The organism is Amycolatopsis kentuckyensis (assembly GCF_002155975.1).
Classification (GTDB): domain Bacteria; phylum Actinomycetota; class Actinomycetes; order Mycobacteriales; family Pseudonocardiaceae; genus Amycolatopsis; species Amycolatopsis kentuckyensis.
In genome coordinates, this window is sequence record NZ_MUMI01000490.1 from 1 (window position 1) to 20,557 (window position 20,557).

18 protein-coding genes are annotated in these 20,557 nt (G+C 70.6%); 11 read left to right on the forward strand and 7 right to left on the reverse strand.

The window, feature by feature from the left end; translation table 11 throughout:
- Positions 1-37: 37 nt before the first annotated feature.
- On the forward strand, positions 38-586 hold the full coding sequence (locus tag CCN39_RS38160; RefSeq protein ID WP_086850656.1) for a hypothetical protein: 549 nt from the start codon (positions 38-40) through the stop codon (positions 584-586).
- Positions 583-1,563: a coiled-coil domain-containing protein gene (locus CCN39_RS38165; protein ID WP_086850690.1), complete on the forward strand. Its 981-nt coding sequence runs from the start codon at positions 583-585 to the stop codon at positions 1,561-1,563. The genes CCN39_RS38160 and CCN39_RS38165 overlap by 4 nt, the downstream gene beginning before the upstream one ends.
- Before the next feature lie 14 nt (positions 1,564-1,577).
- Here CCN39_RS38165 and CCN39_RS38170 read toward each other — a convergent pair whose 3' ends face one another.
- The 6 genes from CCN39_RS38170 to CCN39_RS38195 all read right to left on the reverse strand — a co-directional run bounded on the left by CCN39_RS38170 (position 1,578) and on the right by CCN39_RS38195 (position 8,479).
- A complete protein-coding gene (locus tag CCN39_RS38170) occupies positions 1,578-2,072 on the reverse strand; it encodes a putative immunity protein (protein WP_086850658.1) in 495 nt (164 codons plus the stop codon).
- A 38-nt stretch (positions 2,073-2,110) separates the two neighbouring features.
- Positions 2,111-3,244 carry an NAD(P)/FAD-dependent oxidoreductase gene (locus CCN39_RS38175; RefSeq protein WP_086850660.1) on the reverse strand — a complete coding sequence of 378 codons (1,134 nt, stop codon included), beginning with the start codon at positions 3,242-3,244 and terminating at the stop codon, positions 2,111-2,113.
- Entirely contained in the window at positions 3,241-3,561 is a 321-nt protein-coding gene (locus CCN39_RS38180) for a bifunctional 3-phenylpropionate/cinnamic acid dioxygenase ferredoxin subunit (RefSeq protein ID WP_086850662.1), read from the reverse strand. The genes CCN39_RS38175 and CCN39_RS38180 overlap by 4 nt, the downstream gene beginning before the upstream one ends.
- A gap of 183 nt (positions 3,562-3,744) precedes the next feature.
- The gene (gene betA, locus CCN39_RS38185) at positions 3,745-5,403 is read right to left on the reverse strand and encodes a choline dehydrogenase (protein ID WP_086850664.1); all 1,659 of its coding nucleotides are present in this window, start codon (positions 5,401-5,403) and stop codon (positions 3,745-3,747) included.
- Positions 5,404-5,412: 9 nt separating this feature from the next.
- Positions 5,413-6,981 (reverse strand): amino acid permease, encoded by a 1,569-nt coding sequence (locus tag CCN39_RS38190; protein WP_086850666.1) that lies wholly within the window; start codon positions 6,979-6,981, stop codon positions 5,413-5,415.
- Between the two features lie 31 nt (positions 6,982-7,012).
- A complete protein-coding gene (locus tag CCN39_RS38195; RefSeq protein WP_086850668.1) occupies positions 7,013-8,479 on the reverse strand; it encodes an aldehyde dehydrogenase family protein in 1,467 nt (488 codons plus the stop codon).
- 92 nt (positions 8,480-8,571) lie between these two features.
- Between CCN39_RS38195 and CCN39_RS38200 the strand changes: the two genes are divergently transcribed.
- Positions 8,572-9,150: a TetR/AcrR family transcriptional regulator gene (locus tag CCN39_RS38200; protein ID WP_086850670.1), complete on the forward strand. Its 579-nt coding sequence runs from the start codon at positions 8,572-8,574 to the stop codon at positions 9,148-9,150.
- A gap of 282 nt (positions 9,151-9,432) precedes the next feature.
- Entirely contained in the window at positions 9,433-10,554 is a 1,122-nt protein-coding gene (locus CCN39_RS38205) for an aromatic ring-hydroxylating oxygenase subunit alpha (protein WP_086850672.1), read from the forward strand.
- Here CCN39_RS38205 and CCN39_RS38210 read toward each other — a convergent pair.
- Entirely contained in the window at positions 10,551-11,198 is a 648-nt protein-coding gene (locus CCN39_RS38210) for a GntR family transcriptional regulator (RefSeq protein ID WP_086850674.1), read from the reverse strand. The two genes, CCN39_RS38205 and CCN39_RS38210, sit on opposite strands and share 4 nt — an antisense overlap.
- Positions 11,199-11,255: 57 nt before the next feature.
- Between CCN39_RS38210 and glyA the strand changes: the two genes are divergently transcribed.
- From glyA to CCN39_RS38245, 7 genes are read left to right on the forward strand one after another with little or no spacing between them, the layout of a single operon-like run.
- Positions 11,256-12,515: a serine hydroxymethyltransferase gene (gene glyA, locus CCN39_RS38215; RefSeq protein WP_086850675.1), complete on the forward strand. Its 1,260-nt coding sequence runs from the start codon at positions 11,256-11,258 to the stop codon at positions 12,513-12,515.
- A complete protein-coding gene (locus CCN39_RS38220; protein WP_086850677.1) occupies positions 12,512-13,723 on the forward strand; it encodes a sarcosine oxidase subunit beta family protein in 1,212 nt (403 codons plus the stop codon). Before glyA ends, CCN39_RS38220 begins: the two co-directional genes overlap by 4 nt.
- Positions 13,724-13,732: 9 nt before the next feature.
- The gene (locus tag CCN39_RS38225; protein WP_086850679.1) at positions 13,733-14,011 is read left to right on the forward strand and encodes a sarcosine oxidase subunit delta; all 279 of its coding nucleotides are present in this window, start codon (positions 13,733-13,735) and stop codon (positions 14,009-14,011) included.
- Positions 14,008-16,551: a 2Fe-2S iron-sulfur cluster-binding protein gene (locus CCN39_RS38230; protein WP_086850682.1), complete on the forward strand. Its 2,544-nt coding sequence runs from the start codon at positions 14,008-14,010 to the stop codon at positions 16,549-16,551. Before CCN39_RS38225 ends, CCN39_RS38230 begins: the two co-directional genes overlap by 4 nt.
- Positions 16,541-17,008 carry a sarcosine oxidase subunit gamma gene (locus CCN39_RS38235; RefSeq protein WP_086850684.1) on the forward strand — a complete coding sequence of 156 codons (468 nt, stop codon included), beginning with the start codon at positions 16,541-16,543 and terminating at the stop codon, positions 17,006-17,008. The genes CCN39_RS38230 and CCN39_RS38235 overlap by 11 nt, the downstream gene beginning before the upstream one ends.
- Positions 17,005-17,847 carry a formyltetrahydrofolate deformylase gene (gene purU, locus CCN39_RS38240; RefSeq protein ID WP_086850686.1) on the forward strand — a complete coding sequence of 281 codons (843 nt, stop codon included), beginning with the start codon at positions 17,005-17,007 and terminating at the stop codon, positions 17,845-17,847. Before CCN39_RS38235 ends, purU begins: the two co-directional genes overlap by 4 nt.
- Positions 17,848-17,860: 13 nt before the next feature.
- Entirely contained in the window at positions 17,861-20,287 is a 2,427-nt protein-coding gene (locus CCN39_RS38245; RefSeq protein WP_086850688.1) for a GcvT family protein, read from the forward strand.
- Positions 20,288-20,557: the final 270 nt, after the last annotated feature.

The following is a 20,557-nucleotide window of genomic DNA, read 5'->3' on the forward strand; positions in this document are numbered from 1 at the left end:
GGCCGGTGGTGACGGTGGTGGCACTTAAAGTGGTTGCGTGACGACTCCGGCCCAGCACGACCGCGATCTCGCGGAGGGGCGCGTCGCCCGGCTCAAGCAGGACCTGCGGGACGGGCTCGCGACCCCACCCGGGGACGTCGACGCGATGGACGAACTCGTGGCGACGGCCCACCGGCTGCTCGACGCCGAGCTGGCGTTCGACGACGCCAAGCGGCGGCTCGCCGACGCCGAGCTCGAATCCCGGCACGCGACGACGCAGCGGGCGGTCGTCTGGTTCGCGGCCGCGCCGGTGCTGGTCCCGCTGGTCGCCGCGGCGCTGGTGCTGTTCGAGGTGCTTTCGCCGGTCTGGCTGCTGGTCCTGGTGCCGCTGTTCGGCGCGGGGCTGTGGATCGGCTTCGCGCCGGTCCGCCGGGCCGGGGCGGTGATCCGCGAGCGGACGAGGGCGGCGTGGGCGGGCAGCGTGACGGCGCTGGCGCTGGTGCTCGCCCTGCTCCCGTGGTCCGGGGCGGTGGTCTGCACGGTCCTGACGGCGCTGGGGGCCGCGGGCACGATCGCGCTGCTGTGGCGGGAAAGCCGGACCCCGTGAGCCACGGCTACGCCACCTACGGCGACGACCCGGAGTTCACGCAGGAGTACGAACACCCGGACGCGGCCGACCCGGCCCGGCGCGATCTCGACGAGCTGTTCGCGGCGGTCGACGGGCTGCGCGAGGCCGACGACCGCCTGGGCCAGGAGGTCGCCGAGCTGACCGAGCGGCTCGAAACCGGCGGCGCGCCGGGCCAGGAGGACCGGCTCGACCTGCTCGGCAGGCGGCTGGACCGGCTGCAGCAGCAGGTGCAGGCCCTGGAGCGCGCGGTCCGCGTGTCCGACGGCGTCCCGCAGGTGAACCTCGACGACGTCGGCCCGGAGACGCGGGCGCTCGCGGCGGAGGCGGCGCGCTGGGACGACCTGCACAAGGAGCTGGTCACGAAGGAGCAGCGCGCGCGGTACGAGGAGGAGATCACGCACCTGGATTCGGTGCGGGCGGCGCTGGCCCGGTGCGATGCCGACCTGCTGGAGGTCGTGCGCGTCCTCGCGTCGACGGACCGCGCGTCCCGGGCCCGAGGTGACGCGGAGTCGTCGTTGCGGGCGCTGTCGACGCGACGCCGGACGTTGCTGGACGAGGAGATCCCGGCGGCTTCGGCCACCGCGGAGAAGGCGCGGCTGGCGCTGCGCGAGGCGGACGCGGTCGAGGCACGGGTGGTCCCGCAGCTGGAGCGGGCCGAGCGCGCGTGGCACGACCTGCAGGTGCGCCTCCGGACCCGCATCACCGACGCACTGGGCTCGAACGCGCTGCTCCCGACGTGGTTCGGTCACGCACTGGGCGTGGCGCCACCGGCGGGAACCTCGGGTGACGCGTGGATCCGGACGGCCGCGTCGGTGCTGGCGTACCGGGTGACGTTCGGGGTGACGGATCCGGCGCTGCCGCTGGGCCCGCCGGCGGGCGAGGGTGCGGACACGACGGAACGCCGCTGGACCTGGCGGGCCAGGCTGGAGTCGGACTTGGACGACCTCTCCTTGTAGCTCGCCGTCACCACTCACGACCCGCCGCGGAGCGCCGCTTCCAGCCGGCGGTGCAGCTCGCCCAGGCGGGTTTTGCCCGGCTTGCCCGGCGGGAAGCGGTGCAGCAGGGTGCGGACTTCGGGCGGGGCCTGCGAGAGGGCCCATTCGATCTCCGCCTCCGCGGAACCGCCCGCCAGTTCGCGCGCCAGCGCGGCCTGCTGGGCCGGGCCGACGATGTGCTTCACCTGGTGCGGCGAGGCCAGCGGGTGCAAGTACGCCGCGCCCGCCGCGCCGACCGCTGCGCGTGCGGCGGCCGAGGCGGCGGCGTCGGTCGTCTCACCGGCTGCCGCCAGTGCTGCCCAGGCCGCCGTGCGCAGGGCCTTGGTGCGCGGGCCGCCCGCGGCGAACTCCTCCGCCGCGGTGATCGCCGCGGCCGGGCGTGGGTCGTCCGGGATCAGCGGCAGGACCCGCGACGCGCAGGCCGCGGCCCAGCCCGTCAACGCCCGCAGCTCGTCAAGACTCAGCTCCATGTGGCTGAAGCGTATCCTTGAACACCCGGTTGAAACTTTCAGACGACGGCCGGGCGGCGCAGGGCCTGCCGCCGGAGGCGGTTGAACAGCTTCGCGTTGTTCAGGGCGAAGACCCCGACCGTCGCGCCCTCCCGCGAGAACGTCGCCACGAACGAAGACGACGACGGGTCGCCGTCCACGAACGTCAGCGTGTCGTCCGGGCGTGGGTGCCCGGCCAGCTGCAACGTCCCCGAATACTGGTCCGACCAGACGTATCCGCTGGGCGTGTACGTTCGCGCGGTGTGCCCCGCCAGCAGGTTGGCCACCGCGACCGGCGCCTGCTCCGACGCGTTCGTCCAGTGCTCGTGCCGCCGTCCGCCGTAGCGGGCCACGTCGCCGACCGCCACCACCTGAGGCAGCGCGGTGACCAGCCCCTCATCCGTGTGGACGCCGTTGCCGACCTTCAAACCCGAGCTCGCGAGCCACTCGGTCGCCGGGGTCATCCCGACGCCCGTCACGACCACGTCGGCCGGGACCAGCTCCCCGGACGCCAGCGAGACGCCGGCCGGGGAGAGCCCGGAAACCCGCACCCCGCAGCGCAGGTCCGTGCCGTGGTCGACGTGCAGCCGGGCGCAGACCGCGGCCAGCGAAGGGCCCAACGCCGGCTCCAGCGGCGCGGCCAGCGCCTCCAGGACGACGACGTCGAGGCCGAGCGAACGGCAGGTCGAAGCCACTTCGGCGCCGATGAACCCGGCCCCGACGACGACCACGCGGGCCCCGGGGACCAACGCGGCGCGCAACGCCAGTGCGTCGTCGACAGTTCGCAGCGTGTGGGCTCCATCGAAGCCCGGCAGCGTGCGCGCGCGGCCGCCGGTGGCGATCACGACGCCGTCGGCGTGCACCGAAGTGCCGTCCGAAAGCAGCACGCGCCGGTCGGCCGGGTGCAGTGCCGTCGCCCGGACGCCGAGCCGGAAGTCCAAGGCCAGCGCCGCCAGGTCACCGGTGTCGAGCAGGTCCAGCGACTCGCGTGACGCCGTCCCGGCGAGGAACCCCTTGGACAGCGGCGGCCGGTCGTAGGGCAGATGTGCCTCGTCCCCGATCAGCACGATCCCGCCGTCGTACCCCTGCGCGCGCAGCTCCTGCGCGGCGCGGACCCCGGCGAGCGACGCGCCGACGACCGCGACGCGCTTCACGCGGCGTCCTCGTCGGCCACGCCCTGGACGTAGATGACGCCTTCGTCGACGACCACGGCGTACGTGCGCACCGGGTCCTTCGCCGGCAGGCAGGTCGGCATGCCCGTGCGCAGGTCGAACAGCGCCGCGTGCAGCGGGCACTCGACGAAACAGCCTTCGAGCCAGCCGTCGGCCAGGGAGGCGTCCTGGTGGGTGCACGTGTCGCCGATGGCGTACAGCTCGCCCTCCTCGGTGTGGAACACCGCGATGGCGGGCGGTCCGGGGATCCGGACCGACTCACCGGGGGGCAGCTCGTCCACCGTGCACGCGCGAATCATGGGTCCTCCGATGGGTGTTGCGCATGGGGGAACATCAACTGTGATACGCAACAAGTCTGAGTCCCGCGACGAACGTCGTCAAGGGGGTACGCCCCGGTAGTTTTCGTTACCGGATAACGGGTATTCCGGGCACGTCGAAGGCCCGTACCGGGGATGGCGGTACGGGCGCGACGACGCTGGGGGCTAGTTCTCCCCGTGCCGGTAGAACGGCGTCTTGATCGGGGCGAGCGGGGTGTTGCCGAGGATCAGGTCGGCCGCCTTCTCGGCGGTCATCATCACCGGGGCGTAGATGTTGCCGTTGGTGATGTAGGGCATCACCGACGCGTCGACCACGCGCAGGCCCTCGGTGCCGTGCACCCGCATGCTCTGCGGGTCGACGACGGACATGTCGTCCACGCCCATCTTCGTCGTGCACGACGGGTGCAACGCCGTTTCGGCGTCCTTGGCCACCCAGTCGAGGATCTCTTCGTCGGTTTCCACGGACGGTCCCGGCGAGATCTCCCCGCCGTTGTACGGCTCCAGAGCGCTCTGGTTGAGGATCTTCCGGGCCACCCGCACGGCTTCGACCCATTCCTTGCGGTCGGTCTCGGTCGACAGGTAGTTGAACTTGATCGCCGGGTGCTGCCGCGGATCGGTGGAGGTGATCTTCACCGAGCCGCGGGTGTCGGCGTACATCGGGCCGACGTGCACCTGGTAGCCGTGCCCTTCCGTGGGTGCCGAGCCGTCGTAGCGGATCGCCACCGGCAGGAAGTGGAACATCAGGTTCGGGTACTTCACCTCGTCGTTGGACCGGACGAACCCGCCGCCCTCGAAGTGGTTGGTGGCGGCCGGCCCGGACCGCAGGAACAGCCACTGCGCGCCGATGTAGGGCCGCTTCCACTTCGCCAGCGACGGCTGCATCGACACCGGCTGCTTGCAGGCGTACTGGATGTACACCTCCAGGTGATCCTGCAGGTTCTCGCCGACGCCCGGCAGGTCCTTGACGACGTCGATGCCGAGCTTCTCCAGCTCCGCCGCGTTCCCGACGCCGGAGAGCTGCAGCAGCTGCGGGCTGTTGATCGCGCCGCCGCAGAGGATGATCTCCTTGCCGTACACCTCGCCCGGCACGCCCCGGCCCTGCGCGTACTCGACACCGACCGCGCGGGTGCCGTCGAAGAGGATCTGCGACACGAACGCGCGGGTCTTCACCGTGAGGTTGGGCCGGTCCATCACCGGGTGCAGGTACGCGCCCGCGGCGGACAGCCGCCGTCCTTTCCGGACGTTCCGGTCGAAGGCCGCGAAGCCTTCCTGCCGGTAGCCGTTGACGTCGTCGGTGCGCGGGTAGCCCGCTTCCTCGGCGGCGTCGAAGAACGCCTGGAACAACGGGTTCGAGGCCGGGCCGCGCTCCAGTTCGAGCGGGCCGTCGTGCCCGCGCCACTTCCCGTCCGGCGGGTCGGCGAGGCAGTTTTCCATCCGGTTGAAGTACGGCAGGCAGTGCGCGTAGTCCCAAGTGGACATCCCGGGGTCGGCGCCCCAGCGTTCGTAGTCCATCGGGTTGCCGCGCTGGAAGATCATCCCGTTGATGCTGGACGACCCGCCGAGCACCTTGCCGCGCGCGTGGTAGATGCGACGGCGGTTCATGTACGGCTCGGGCTCGCTGCGGTAGCCCCAGTCGTAGAACTTCGACCCGATCGGGAACGTCAGCGCGGCCGGCATGTGGATGAAGACGTCCCACTTGTAGTCCGAGCGGCCCGCTTCCAGGACGAGGACCTTGTTGGCCGGGTCGGCCGAGAGCCGGTTCGCCAGCGCGCAGCCCGCCGAGCCACCGCCGACGATGACGAAGTCGTAGGTATCGGAACTCATGGGGCCTCCTCAGCCGGGCAGGGTGTCCGGAGTGCTGTCGGGCATGTGCTCGGGGCTCGTGTGGGCCGAGCCCCAGGTGCGGCGCCGGACGTACAGCATGATCGCACCGATGATCACGATCAGCGCGGTGACGATCACCGCGCCCCACTGGAAGTACCAGTGGTCGGAGCCGTAGACCTCGGCCCGCGGCCAGATCAGGTTGATCGTCATGGCCGCGCCGTAGACGACGGCGACGAGGTTCACCAGCGTGCCCCAGCGGCCCAGCTTGAAGTACGGGCCGTGCCCGGGGCGCGGCCACTGCCCGCGCAGCCGGCGCAGCAGCATCGGGCCGGTGACCATCAGGTAGGGGATGTAGAACAGGATGATCGCCGTCGAGGTCAGGATGAAGAACGCCCGCTGGTTGCCGAGGTTGATCAGCAGCACGACGACGGTGAGGCCGCCGGTGAGCAGCGCGGGCAGCACCGGGGTCTTCGACCGCGGCGACACCTTCGCCATCGCCTTGCTGAACGGCAGGCGGCCGTCGCGGGCCATCGCCCACGCCATCCGGATCGCCGCGGTCTGCACGGCCAGGCAGCACACGGTGATCGCGATCGCCGAGCAGATCAGGAACGCGTTGCCCAGCCAGGGGCCGAGCGTGCTCTTCAGCAGGTACGGCATGCCGGACGTGCTCAGCTCTTCGGCGTTGATGTCGCCGACCGCCATCATGCCGACCAGCATCACCAGGCCGCCGACGATGAACGACGCCGTGATCGCCCGCAGGATCGCGCGGGGGGCGTGCTTGCGCGGCTGGGTCGTCTCCTCCGCGAGCGAGCCCGCGGTGTCGAAGCCGTAGAAGACGTACGCGCTCATCAGCGACGCCACCAGGAACGCCCCGAGGTACCCGAGTGAGTGACCCTCGCCCGTGCCGTGCGTCTCCAGGACGACCTGCGGGCCGCGCTTGATGTGCACCGCCAGCGCGATGATGAGCAGGATGACCGCGGACAGCTCGACCGCGACGCCGAAGTTGTTGATCTTCGCCATCAGCTTGACGCCGATGACGTTCACGATCGTGGCGAACACGACCAGCACCAGGGCCAGGATGATGGCGTTCTGCGCGCCACCCGGGGTCGACGTCAGCCCGGCGTCGGAGTCGCTGCCGACGATCTGGAACGCGGTCGATACCTGCGGCAGGATGATCTGGTAGGCCACCGCGACCGCGCCGGCGGTGACGATGGCGCCGATGATCATGATCCAGCCGGCCAGCCACGACGTCGCGGGCTTCGCGATCTGCTTGGCCCACTGGTAGACCGAGCCGGCGAGCGGGAACTGGCCGGCGAGCTCGGCGAAGCACAGCGCGACCGCGAGCTGGCCGAGGAAGACCAGCGGCCAGGTCCAGATGAACGCCGGCCCGCCCGCGCCGAAGCCGAAGAAGAACAGCTGGAACACGCCGGTCATGATCGAGATGTAGGAGAACCCGGCGGCGAAGCTGGAGAAGGAGCCCAGTGAGCGTTCGAGTTCCTGCCGGTAGCCGAACTTCTCGAGGTCGGAGCTGTCGTCCGGGGCAGGCCCCCCGCCCGCCGGCTTTTCTTGCGTGGTCATGGCAACGTCCTCACGTGTGTGGGAGGGGGATTCAGCCTTTGAACCAGTGCTGCGGAACGGGGTCGATGTTCTGGTAGATGTGCTTGCTCTCCTGGTACTCGGCCAGCCCGGACGGCCCGAGTTCGCGGCCGATGCCCGACTTGCCGAAACCACCCCACTCCGCCTGCGGCAGGTAGGGGTGGTAGTCGTTGATCCACACGGTGCCGTGGCGCAGGGCCCCGGCGACCCGCTGGGCGCGGGACGCGTCCGACGTCCACACGGCTCCGGCGAGCCCGTACTCGGTGTCGTTGGCCAGCGCGATCGCGTCGGCCTCTCCGGTGAAGCGTTCCACGGTGACGACCGGGCCGAAGACCTCTTCCCGGACGATCGCCATGTCCCGGGTGCAGTCGGAGAACACGGTCGGGCGCAGGAAGAAACCGGTTTCGTACGCCGGGCCTTCGGGGCGCTTGCCGCCCGCCCGGAGCGTGGCGCCGTCCGCGAGAGCGCTTTCGATGTAGGCCTCGACCTTGGCGCGGTGCTGCGCCGAGACGAGCGAGCCCGTTTCGGTGGCGGGGTCGAGCGGGTCGCCGACGCGGATCCGGTCGGCGCGCGCGGCGAGGTCCGCCACGAACCGGTCATGGATTCCATCTTGGACGATCAGCCGGGCGCCCGCTGAACAGACCTGTCCGGAATGGACGAACGCCGCCATCAGGGCGTAGTCGAGGGCGGTTTCGTAGTCGGCGTCGTCGAACACCACGTTCGGGTTCTTGCCGCCGAGCTCGAGGGCGACGCGGCGGACCCCCTTCGCGGCGGCCGTCATGATCTTCTCGCCGGTCGAGTAGCCGCCGGTGAACGAGACGAGGTCGACGGCCGGGTGCTCGACCATCGCCGCCCCGACGCGGCCGTCGCCGAGCAGCAGGTTGACCACGCCGGGCGGCGCGCCGGCCTCCTCCAGGAGGGCGACCAGTTTGATCGTGGTCAGCGGGGTGACCTCGCTGGGCTTGAGCACGACGGTGTTGCCCGCGGCGAGGGCGGGCGCGACCTTCCAGGACATCTGGAGCAGCGGGTAGTTCCAGGGGGCGATGAGGGCGCAGACGCCGACCGGTTCGTGCACGATCCGGCTGACGACGGTCGCGCTGCCGGCGTCGACCAGCCGTCCGGCGTCCTTGTCGGCGAGGTCGGCGTAGTAGCGGAAGACGTTCGTCACATCGTCGATGTCGATGCGGCCTTCGCCGAGCGTCTTGCCGGTGTCGAGGCTCTCGGTGCGGGCGAGTTCCTCGCGGTCGCGGACCAGGAGGTCGGCGGTCCTGCGGAGGATTCGACCGCGTTCGCCCGCGGTCGTCTGCCGCCACGGACCTTCGTCGAAGGCCAGCCTGGCGGCTCTGACCGCGGCGTCGACCTCGGCTTTTCCCGCTTCGGCGACGGTCACGATGACCGCGCCGGTCGCGGGGTTCAGCACGTCGGAGCGCGTCCCGGTGGACGCGTCCAGCCAGATGCCGTCGATGTGGAGGTCCTTCACGCCGGCTCCTTCCGGATCGGTGGTGGCCGGTTCACGTCAAGAGTGCGTACATTTGTACGCGAAGTGTGTACAGATGTCCACAAGGGGGCTCGATGGCGAAGAGCGAACCCGGCGCAACGCGGCGCCGTGGTCCGAACGACCCCGAGCGGCGCGCCCGGATCGCCAAGGCGGCGATCGAGGTCGTCGCCCAGCGGGGGATCGACGGCGTCACGCACCGGTCGGTGGCGGCCGCGGCCGGCGTCCCGCTCGGCTCGACGACCTACCACTTCGCGACCCTGGACGACCTGCTGGAGGTCGCCCTGCACGAGGCGGCCGAGAAGAACGTCCACGCGCTGAAGGAGTGGGAGTCCGCGCTCCCGCCGGACGCCGACTTCGCCGCGGCGCTCGCCGACCTGGTGATGGGCTACATCAACGAGCAGTACCGGGACACGGTCGTCGAGTACGACCTGTACGTCGCGGCCCTGCACCGCCCGGCCCTCCGCAAGGCGAGCGCGGCCTGGGACGACGCCCTGATCGCGTTCTTCGGCTCCCGCACCGACCCCCTCACCGGCCGCCTCCTGGCCGGCCTCTTCTGCGGCCTCCTCATGCAGGCCGCCCTGGCCGACCCCCGCCCCACCCGCGACGAGATCGAAACCCTCTTCCGCCGAGCCATCAACGGCCCGGCCGTGTGAAGGAAGGGTCGACACGCGTGATTGGGAGGTCGACACGCGTGATTGAAGGGTCGACACGGCGGTGGGCGCGCTCGAGGCCGTGTCGACCCTCTGATCACGCGTGTCGACTGTTCAATCACGCGAGTTGACCCTGTGGTCACGCCGTGTGGGTGAAACCCGTGGCGGGGGCTGAAAAGCTTGGGTTGACATGGTCCCGGGTGGGAGTCACTCTGGTGCGGAGTGAGCAACACGACGCGTTCTGCGCAACTACTCCCGTACTGATCCGCGGAGAGGACCACGCCGGTGACCGCTATCGATCTCCCGCCGAGCCTGCTCGCCACGTTGCCCGGCAGCTCCTACACCGATCCGGCGGTCTTCGCGCTGGAGCAGGCGAAGATCTTCGAGGCGGACTGGTTCTGCGCCGTGCGCAGTGCCGACCTCGCCGGGCCCGGGGCGTTCGAGACCGTGCAGATCGGCAAGGAGAGCGTGCTCGTCTCGCGGGGGCGGGACGGGAAGCTGAACGCGTTCCTCAACGTCTGCCGCCACCGCGGCGCCCGGCTGTGCACCTCCGAAAGCGGCACGGTCAAGCGCGCCTTCCAGTGCCCGTACCACGCCTGGACGTACGGCCTCGACGGCAAGCTGATCGCGGCCCCGAACCTCACCGGGATGCCGGACGTCGACCGCACCGCGTTCGGCCTCACGAAGCTCCACCTGCGCGAATGGCTCGGCTACGCCTGGGTCTGCCTGGCCGACGAGCCGCCGTCGTTCGAGGAGACCGTGATCGGGGCCGTCACCGAGCGGCTCGGCGGCCCCACCGAGATCGACGCCTACGGCATCGACGGCCTCGCCCTCGGCAAGCGCATCGAGTACGACGTGAAGGCGAACTGGAAGCAGATCATCGAGAACTTCATGGAGTGCTACCACTGCGCGACGATCCACCCGGAGCTCACCGAAGTCCTCCCGGAGTTCGCCGACGGCTACGCCGCGCAGTACTACGTCGGTCACGGCGCCGAGTTCGGCGGTGACATCAAGGGCTTCACCGTCGACGGCAGCGAAGGCGTCGAACGCCTCCCCGGCGTCACCGAGGCCCAGGACCGCAAGTACTACGCGATCACCATCAAACCGGGCGTCTTCGTCAACCTCGTCCCGGACCACGTCATCCTGCACCGGATGTTCCCCCTGGCCCCGGACCGGACGCTGGTCCGCTGCGACTGGCTCTACCTGCCCGAAGTCGTCGAATCCGGCCGGGACCTGACGCGGTCGGTCGAGCTGTTCCACCGCGTCAACCTCCAGGACTTCGAAGCCTGCGAACGCTGCCAGCTGGCGATGGACTCCCGCTCGTACGCCAACGGCGGCGTGCTCGTTCCCAGTGAGCACCACATCGGTGCCTTCCACGACTGGGTGAGGACCCGGCTGGCGGTCTAGATCAACGCCCGGATGGCGGCCTCGAACCCGGTGACGTGCTCCAGCGTCAACGCGGCCGCCTTCTCGGCGTCACCCTCGATGATCGCGGTGAGGAGCGGGACGTGCTCGTCGACGTGGCCGGCCATCCCGGACAGCCGGGGCACGAACACGCACCAGATCCGGGTGGCGAGGTTGTCGTACCGGATCAGCGTGTCCTCGAGGAACGGGTTGTGCACGCACCGGTAGATCGCCCGGTGCAGGGCGAGGTCGGTGCGCAGCAGCTCGGCGTTGTCCCCGGCCGGGACGCCCGCGTCGAGCTGCGCCCGCAGCTCGGTCAGCGTGGCCCGATCGGTGTCCGTGGCCCGCGAAGCCGCGGCGGCCGTGGCCATCGGTTCGAGGGTCCGCCGGACCTCGGAGATGTGCGCGAGGTCGGAGATGTTGACGTCGGTGGCGAACGTGCCGCGCCGCGGGTAGGCGACGACCAGCCGTTCGGACTCCAGGCGCTTCAGCGCTTCGCGGATCGGCGTCCGGCCCATGCCGAGTTCGCTGCCGAGCTCCTCTTCGTTGATGGGGGAGCCCGGCGGGATGTCCAGCATGACCAGGCGATCACGCACGAAGCGGTACGCCTGTTCGGCCAGCGACGGGGGATTGACCTGCGGATGCATGGCGCTTAGCCTACATCGACGATTGATATATCAGAAGTCGACCACGGAAGGTTTTCGATGCCCTCAGTGCTCAACCGGTCCCTGGCCGAGTACGACCCCGTGGTCGCCGAAGCGATCGGCGCCGAGCTGCACCGGCAGCGGACGACGCTGGAGATGATCGCCTCCGAAAACTTCGCCCCGCTGAGCGTGCTGCAGGCCCAGGGCTCGGTGCTGACCAACAAGTACGCCGAGGGCTACCCCGGCCGCCGCTACTACGGCGGCTGCGAGCACGTCGACGTCCTCGAGCAGCTGGCCATCGACCGCGTGAAGGCGCTGTTCGGCGCGGGGTTCGCCAACGTCCAGCCGCATTCCGGCGCCCAGGCCAACGCCGCCGCGATGGCCGCGCTGCTCGAGCCGGGCGACAGGATCCTCGGCCTCTCGCTGGCCCACGGCGGCCACCTGACGCACGGCATGCGGATCAACTTCTCCGGCCTGCTCTACGACGTCGCCGCGTATGAAGTGTCCGAAAAGGACTACCGCGTCGACATGGCCGAGGTGGAAAGGCTGGCGAAGGAGCACCGGCCGAAGCTCGTCATCGCCGGCTGGTCGGCCTACCCGCGGCAGCTCGACTTCGCGCGGTTCCGGGAGATCGCCGACGAGGTCGGTGCGTACCTCATGGTCGACATGGCCCACTTCGCCGGGCTGGTCGCCGCCGGCCTGCACCCGTCGCCGGTGCCGCACGCGCACGTCACGACGACCACCACCCACAAGACCCTCGGCGGCCCGCGTGGCGGGGTGGTGCTCACGAACGACCCGGCGCTGGCCAAGAAGGTCAACTCCGCGGTGTTCCCCGGCCAGCAGGGCGGGCCGCTCGAACACGTCATCGCCGCCAAGGCCGTGGCGTTCAAGATGGCGGGTGAGCCGGAGTTCGCCGAACGCCAGCAGCGCACCCTGCGCGGCGCGAAGCTCCTGGCCGAGCGGCTCCTGGACGAGGGGATCGACGTGCTGACCGGCGGCACCGACGTCCACCTCGTGCTCGTCGACCTGCGGAACTCCGAGCTGGACGGCAAGCAGGCCGAGGACCGGCTGCACGAGGTCGGCATCACGGTCAACCGCAACGCCGTCCCGTTCGACCCGCGGCCGCCGATGGTGACGTCCGGCCTCCGCATCGGCACGCCGGCCCTGGCCAGCCGCGGCTTCGGGGACGCCGAGTTCCGCGAGGCCGCCGACGTCATCGCCGAGGCGCTGCGGCCCGGCTACGACGTCGAGAAGCTGCGGGCCCGCGTGACCGCGCTCGCCGAAGCGTTCCCGCTGTACTCCTCGGAGGAAGCCCGATGACCGACCTGCCGGAGCACCCGGACTTCCTCTGGGACAACCCCGAGCCCCGCAAGAGTTACGACGTGGTCGTCGTGGGTGGCGGCGGGCACGGCCTCGCCACCGCGTACTACCTGGCCAAGCAGGGCATCACGAACGTCGCCGTGCTGGAGAAGGGCTGGCTCGCGGGCGGCAACATGGCCCGCAACACCACGATCATCCGCTCCAACTACCTCTGGGACGAGAGTTCCGGCATCTACGAGCACTCCCTCAAACTGTGGGAAGGGCTCGAAGAGGACCTCGGCTACCCGATCCTGTTCAGCCAGCGCGGGGTGCTGAACCTGGCGCACAGCCTGCAGGACGTCCGCGACAGCGTCCGCCGCGTCGAGGCCAACAAGCTCAACGGCATCGACGCCGAGTGGGTGGACGCCGACGGTGTCAAGGAGATCTGCCCGATCGTCAACACCTCGCCGGACGTCCGCTACCCGGTGCTCGGCGCAACCTTCCAGCCGCGCGCGGGCATCGCGAAGCACGACTACGTGGCCTGGGGCTTCGCCCGCGCCGCGCACGAACTGGGCGTCGACCTCATCCAGAACTGCGAGGTCACCGGGATCTCGACCAAGGACGGACGAGTCACCGGCGTCGAGACGTCCCGGGGCCGGATCGCCGCGGGCAAGGTGGCGCTGTGCGCGGCCGGGCACACGTCGGTGCTGGCCCGCATGGTCGGGCTGGACCTGCCGCTGACGTCGCACCCGTTGCAGGCGCTGGTGTCCGAGCTGCTGGAGCCGATCCACCCGACGGTCGTCATGTCGAACGCCGTGCACGTCTACGTTTCCCAGGCGCACAAGGGCGAGCTCGTGATGGGTGCCGGTATCGACAGCTACCACGGCTACGGCCAGCGCGGCTCGTTCCACATCATCGAGCAGCAGATGGCGGCCGCGCTGGAGCTGTTCCCGGTGTTCGCGCGGGCGCACCTGCTGCGGACGTGGGCCGGGATCGTCGACACCAGCCCGGACGCGTCGCCGATCATCGGCCTGACGCCGGTGGAGAACCTGTTCCTCAACTGCGGCTGGGGGACCGGCGGCTTCAAGGCCACCCCCGGTGTCGGCGACGTCTTCGCGCAGACCATCGCGCGCGGGAAGCCGCACGAGTACGCCGAGCCCTTCGCCCTCGACCGGTTCACCACCGGTGCCCTCGTCGACGAGCACGGCGCCGCCGCCGTGGCCCACTAGGAGATCTCCGTGCAACTCATCCCCTGCCCCTGGTGCGGGCCACGCGAGGAGGCCGAGTTCCACTACGGCGGCCAAGCGCACGTCGCCTACCCCGCCGATCCGGCCGCCCTGTCCGATGAGGACTGGGCGAAGTTCGTCTTCTTCCGCGAGAACCCGAGCGGCCCGTTCGCCGAGCGGTGGAGCCACTCGGCGGGCTGCCGCCGGTGGTTCAACGCCGTCCGCGACACCCGCACCCACGACCTCCTGGCGGTCTACCGCCTCGACGAGCCCAGGCCGGTGATCTCGTGACCAGGCTGTCCGGCGTCCCGCTCAAGTTCACCTTCGACGGCCGCGAGCTGACCGGCTTCCTCGGCGACACGCTGGCTTCCGCGTTGCTGGCCAACGGCATCCACCGGGTCGCGACCAGCATCAAGTACGGTCGGCCGCGGGGCATCGTCGCGGCGGGTGTCGAGGACTCGAACGCCCTGGTGCAGATCGAAAAACCGTTCCCCGAGCCGATGCTGAGCGCGACGACCGTCGAGCTGTACGACGGCCTGGAGGCCCGTGGCCTGCGCGGTCAGGGACGGCTCGCCACCGAAGGAGACCCGGCGCGGTACGACGCCAAGCACGCCCACTGCGACGTCCTGGTCATCGGCGCCGGTCCCGCCGGGCTCGCCGCCGCCCGCGCCGCCTCCGGCCGGGTCCTGCTCGTGGACGACCAGCCCGGCGGCGAAGCTCCGGAGGGTGTCCGGTTCCTCTCGCGCACCACGGCGTTCGGCGTCTACGACGACGGGTTCGTGCTGGCCCTGGAGCGCCGAGGCGAGCCCGCCGCGCCCGAACGCATCTCGCGGCAGCGGGTCTGGCGGATCCGGGCGAAGCGGATCGTCATCGCCACCGGCGCCCACGAGCGGCCGATCGTCTTCCCGGACAACGACCGGCCCGGCATCATGCTCGCCGGTGCCGCGCGCACGTACCTGAACCGCTGCGGCGTCCTCGCCGGGCAGCGCGTGGTCGTGTTCACCACCAACGACTCCGCGCTCGACGCGGCCTCCGAACTGGCCGGCGCCGGGGCCGAGATCGTGCGGATCGTCGACGCCCGCGAGGGCTACGGCGTGATCGGCACCGACGGCGGCGCCGACGGGCACGTCACCGCCGCGCACGTCGCGAAACTGGGCGAACTGCGGGGGGAGCGGGTCGAGTGCGACCTGCTGCTCGTGTCCGGCGGCTGGAACCCGGCCGTGCACCTCTACAGCCAGGCTCGCGGCACCCTCCGGTACTCCGCGGAACTCGGTGCGTACGTCCCGGCCGGTGACCTGCCGAACGTGACCGTCGTCGGCGCCGCCGCGGGCGAAGGGCTGCCGGAGACCAAGGTGCTCTGGCAGGTGCCCGCGCCGGAGTCCGAAGTGGACACGCGGTTCGTGGACCAGCAGCGCGACGCGACCGTGTCCGACGTCCTGCGCGCGACCGGCGCCGGCCTGCGGTCGCTGGAACACGTCAAGCGGTACACCACCATCGGCACCGCGCACGACCAGGGCAAGACGTCCGGCATGCTCGCCGCCGGCATCACCGCCGAGGCGCTCGGCGTCGACCTCGCCGACCGCAGGCCGACGACGTTCCGGCCGCCGTACACCCCGGTCGCCTTCGCCGCGCTGGCCGGGCGCGACCGCGGCGAGCTGCACGACCCGGTGCGCGTCACGACGATCCACCCGTGGCACGTCGAGCACGGCGCCGAGTTCGAGAACGTCGGCCAGTGGAAGCGGCCGTGGTACTACCCGCGGCCCGGCGAGTCGATGCCCGACGCCGTCAAGCGCGAGTGCCGCGCGGCCCGCAACGACGTCGCCGTCATGGACGGCTCGACGCTGGGCAAGATCGACGTCCAGGGCCCGGACGCCGGCTGGTTCCTCGACATGCTCTACACGAACATGATGAGCAACCTCAAGGTCGGTCGCATCCGCTACGGCGTGATGTGCGGCGTCGACGGGATGGTGCTCGACGACGGCACGGTCATCCGCGTCGGCGAGGAGCGGTTCCTGGTCACCACGACGACCGGCAACGCGGCGAAGATCCTCGAGTGGATGGAGGAGTGGCTCCAGACGGAGTGGCCGCACCTGCGCGTTTTCGCGACGTCGGTGACCGAGCACTGGACCACGATCCCGCTGGTCGGGCCGCGCTCCCGGGAAGTGCTCGGCCGCCTGGCGCCGGACCTCGACGTGAGCAACGAGGCCTTCGGGTTCATGACTTGGCAGGACGCAGAGGTCGCCGGGATCCCGGCGCGGGTCTGCCGGATCAGCTTCTCCGGCGAACTGGCGTACGAGATCAACGTCCCGTCGTGGCACGGGCCCGCGCTCTGGCAGTCCATAGTGGACCAGGGTGCGACACCCTACGGCACCGAGACCATGCACGTCCTGCGCGCCGAGAAGGGCTACCCGATCATCGGCCAGGACACCGACGGCACGGTCACCCCGCAGGACCTCGGGATGTCCTGGGCGGTGTCGAAGAAGAAGGCCGACTTCATCGGCAAGCGGTCGTTCGCCCGCGCCGAGAACACCCGGCCGGACCGCAAGCAGTTCGTCGGCCTGCTGCCGGTCGATCCGTCGATTCTGCTGCCGGAGGGCTCGCAGATCATCGAGTCCGAAACCGTGCCCGAACCGCCGGTGCGGATGCTCGGCCACGTCACCTCCAGCTACGACAGCGCCGCCCTCGGCCGCACCTTCGCGCTCGCCTTGGTGCGCTCGGGCCGGGAGCGGATCGGCGAGACGCTGTACGTGCCGGTCGGCGACCAAATGGTGCCGGTGACCGTGACCGAATCCGTGCTCTTCGACAAGGAAGGAGCCCGCCGTGACGGTTGACGCGGTCGACGAACCGTTCCGCACCCAGCTCACCGTCCGCCTCCGCGACGGGCAGACCCTGCTCGGCGTCGACCTGCCCACGCCGTGCACGTTCACCAGCGGCAACGGTGTCGACGTCCTCTGGATGGGCCCCGACGAATACCTCGTCCTCGCCGAACCCGGTCGCCAGGCCGAGCTGGAAGCGGCACTTTCCCGGGAAAGCGACGCCGTGGTCGACGTGTCGGCGCAGCGCAACGTCGTGCGGCTCACCGGCTCGCACGCGGCCGACGTGCTGGCGCACGGGTGCTCGATCGACCTGGAGGTCTCGCCGCCGGGTACGTGCGTGCAGACCTTGCTGGCGCGCACGGGAATCGTCTTGATGGTCCGGGAAGAAGGCTTCACGATCCTGGTTCGGCAGTCCTTTTCGGACTACTTCAGGACCTGGCTGGCCGACGCGAGTCTGGAGTACGTCCCGTGACCTTCACCTTGACGCTCAAGTGCCCGGAACGCTCCGGTATCGTCCACGCCGTCACGACGTTCCTGGTCGGACAGGGCTGTGACATCGTCGAACACCAGCAGTTCGACGACGACGTCCGGGGTTCGCTGTTCCTGCGCACCTCGTTCACCCGCACCGAACAGACCACAGTGGACGACCTGACCCGCGCGTTCACCCCCGTGGCCGGCGACTTCGGCATGGAGTTCGGCTTCTCCGACGGGACGCCGCCGCGGATCCTCGTGATGGTGTCGAAGTTCGGGCACTGCCTCAACGACCTGCTCTTCCGCTGGCGCGCGGGCGGCCTCGGCGCGGAGATCGCCGTGGTCGTGTCGAACCACGAGGACCTGCGCCCGATGGCCGAGGCGGCGGGGGTGCCGTTCGTGCACGTCCCGGTCACCCCGGACACCAAGCCGGAGGCCGAGCAGCGGCTGCTCGACCTGGTCGGGGAGTACGAGGCCGATCTCGTCGTGCTCGCGCGGTACATGCAGGTGCTGTCCAACGAGCTGTGCCAGAAGCTCGAAGGCCGCGCGATCAACATCCACCACTCGTTCCTGCCCGGCTTCAAGGGCGCCAAGCCCTACCACCAGGCCTACGACCGCGGCGTCAAGTACGTCGGCGCGACCGCGCACTACGTCACGCCCGACCTCGACGAGGGCCCGATCATCGAGCAGGAGGTCCAGCGCGTCGACCACACGTACTCCCCGCGCGAGCTGGTGACCGTCGGCCGTGACGCCGAAGCCCTCGCCCTCTCCCGCGCGGTGCGCTGGCACTGCGAACGCCGCGTCCTGCTCAACGGGAACAGCACTGTCGTCTTCCGGTAGAAGGAGTTCCGCCATGAGTGCACCGAAGGTCGTGATCATCGGCGCCGGCATCGTCGGCGCGAACCTCGCCGACGAGCTGACCGCCCGCGGCTGGACCGACGTCACCGTGCTCGACCGGGGCCCGCTGCCGCGCACCGGCGGGTCCACCTCGCACGCGCCCGGCCTGGTCTTCCAGACCAACGCGTCCAAGGCGATGACGGACTTCGCCCGCTACACCGTCGAGAAGTTCCTGGAGCTCGACTGCTTCCTCCAGGTCGGTGGCATGGAGGTGGCGACCACCCCGGCCCGCTGGGAAGACCTCAAGCGCAAGCACGGCTGGGCGACGTCGTGGGGTGTCGACGGGCAGCTGATCGACGCTTCCGAATGTGTCGAGCGCTGGCCGCTCCTGGACGGTTCCCGGATCCTCGGCGCGCTGCACGTCCCGACCGACGGGCTCGCGCGGGCCGCCAAGGCCGTGGAGGTGCTGGCCGCGCGGGCGGGGTCACGCGGCGCGAAGTTCATCGGCTCCACGCGGGTCACCGACGTCCTGCAGGACGGCGGGCGCGTCACCGGCGTCCGGACCGACCAGGGCGACTTCCCGGCCGACGTCGTCGTCTCGTGCGCCGGGTTCTGGGGCCGGGAGATCGGCGCGATGGTGGGTATGGACGTCCCGCTGCTGCCGCTGGCCCACCAGTACGCCAAGACCGGGCCGGTCGCGGAACTCGCCGGGCGCAACACCGAGGAGGCCGAGGCGAGCCTGCCGATCCTGCGCCACCAGGACCAGGACCTGTACTTCCGCGAGCACGTCGACCGGCTCGGCATCGGCTCCTACGCGCACCGGCCGATGCCGGTCGACGAGTCCACTTTGGATCCGGCGGTGACCGCGACCGCCATGCCGTCCATGCTGCCCTTCACCGAAGACGACTTCGCGCCGTCGTGGGAACAGAGCCGGCTGCTGCTCCCTGCGCTGCGTCAGACCAAGGTCGAGGAGGGCTTCAACGGCATCTTCTCCTTCACCCCGGACGGCCAGTCGCTGGTCGGCGAGTCGGCCGACGTCCGCGGGTTCTGGCTCGCCGAGGCGATCTGGGTGACGCACTCCGCGGGCATCGCGAAGGCCGTCGCCGAACTGCTCGTCGCCGGCCATTCCGAAGTGGACACCCACGACATCGACGTCCACCGCTTCGAGGAGGTGCAGCTCGCGCCGTCGTATGTGAGCGAGACGGCGCAGCAGAACTTCGTCGAGGTCTACGACATCCTGCACCCGTTGCAGCCCAAGCTGTCCCCGCGCGACCTGCGGGTGACGCCGTTCCACGCGCGCCAACGCGAGCTGGGCGCGGTGTTCCTGGAAGCCGGAGGCTGGGAACGGCCGCACTGGTTCGAGGCCAACGCGCCGCTGCTGAAGAAGCTCCCGCACGACGCGCTGCCGCCGGCGCGGGACGCGTGGTCGGCGCAGTTCCACTCGCCGATCGCGGCGGCCGAGGCGTGGCAGACGCGCAACGGCGTCGCGCTGTACGACATGACGCCGTTGAAGCGCGTGGAGATCAGCGGGCCGGGATCGCTGGCGTTCCTGCAGTCGCTGACCACCAACCAGCTCGACAAGTCGGTCGGCTCGGTGACGTACACGCTGATGCTCGACAACGCCGGCGGCATCCGCAGCGACGTCACGGTCGCGCGGCTCGAGCCCGAAGTGTTCCAGGTCGGGATCAACGGGAACATCGACGTCGACCACTTCGTCAAGCACGCGCCTCCCGGGGTGCGGGTCCGGGACATCACCGGCGGGACGTGCTGCGTCGGCGTCTGGGGCCCGCTGGCGCGAGACCTCGTGCAGCCGCTCTCGCGCGAGGACTTCTCGCACGCCGGGCTGAAGTACTTCCGGGCCCGCAAGGCGCGGATCGCCGGGGTGCCGGTGGTGGCGATGCGACTGTCCTATGTGGGCGAGCTCGGCTGGGAGATCTACACCAGCGCCGAGAACGGCCTCCGGCTGTGGGATGCGCTGTGGGCGGCCGGGCAGCCCCTGGGCGTCGTCGCGGCCGGGCGGGCGGCGTTCAACAGCCTGCGGCTGGAGAAGGGCTACCGGCTGTGGGGCACCGACATGACCACCGAGCACGACCCGTACGAGGCCGGCGTCGACTTCGCGGTGCGGCTGGCCAAGGGGGAGTTCCTGGGCCGGGACGCGCTCGAGGGCCGGACCCCGTCGCGGCGCCTGCGGTGCCTGACGATCGACGACGGCCGCACGGTCGTCCTCGGCAAGGAACCGGTGTTCGTCGACGGCGTGGCCTCGGGTTACGTCACGAGCGCGGCGTACGGGTACACCGTCGGGCGGCCGATCGCCTACGCGTGGCTCCCGGCGTCGGCGGACATCGGCAGCAGCGTGGAAATCGAGTACTTCGGCCGCCGGGTCGCGGCCACCGTGGCCGCCGAGCCGCTGGTCGACCCCGGCATGGAACGGATCCGGCGGTGAGTCGTGCGTGACCGTCCCGCCCGAGGTGGCCGCGTCCGCGAGCGCGCGGACCGCCTGACGGCGACGATCCGGGGGCCGGCGTAACGCCGGTCACGTCGGGTCACGTCCGGTTCTCGATGGGGTAATCCACAGCAAGTCCATGGAAGCGCACCAGGAAATTCTCAGGAACGGGGCGTTTCCTGGTACGGCCGGAGGCTTGTCGAGAGCTGGAGCTGTGCATGAGCGAGTACGACGGAGGACGCCCACGCGGCGGCGAGTACCCGTACGGCT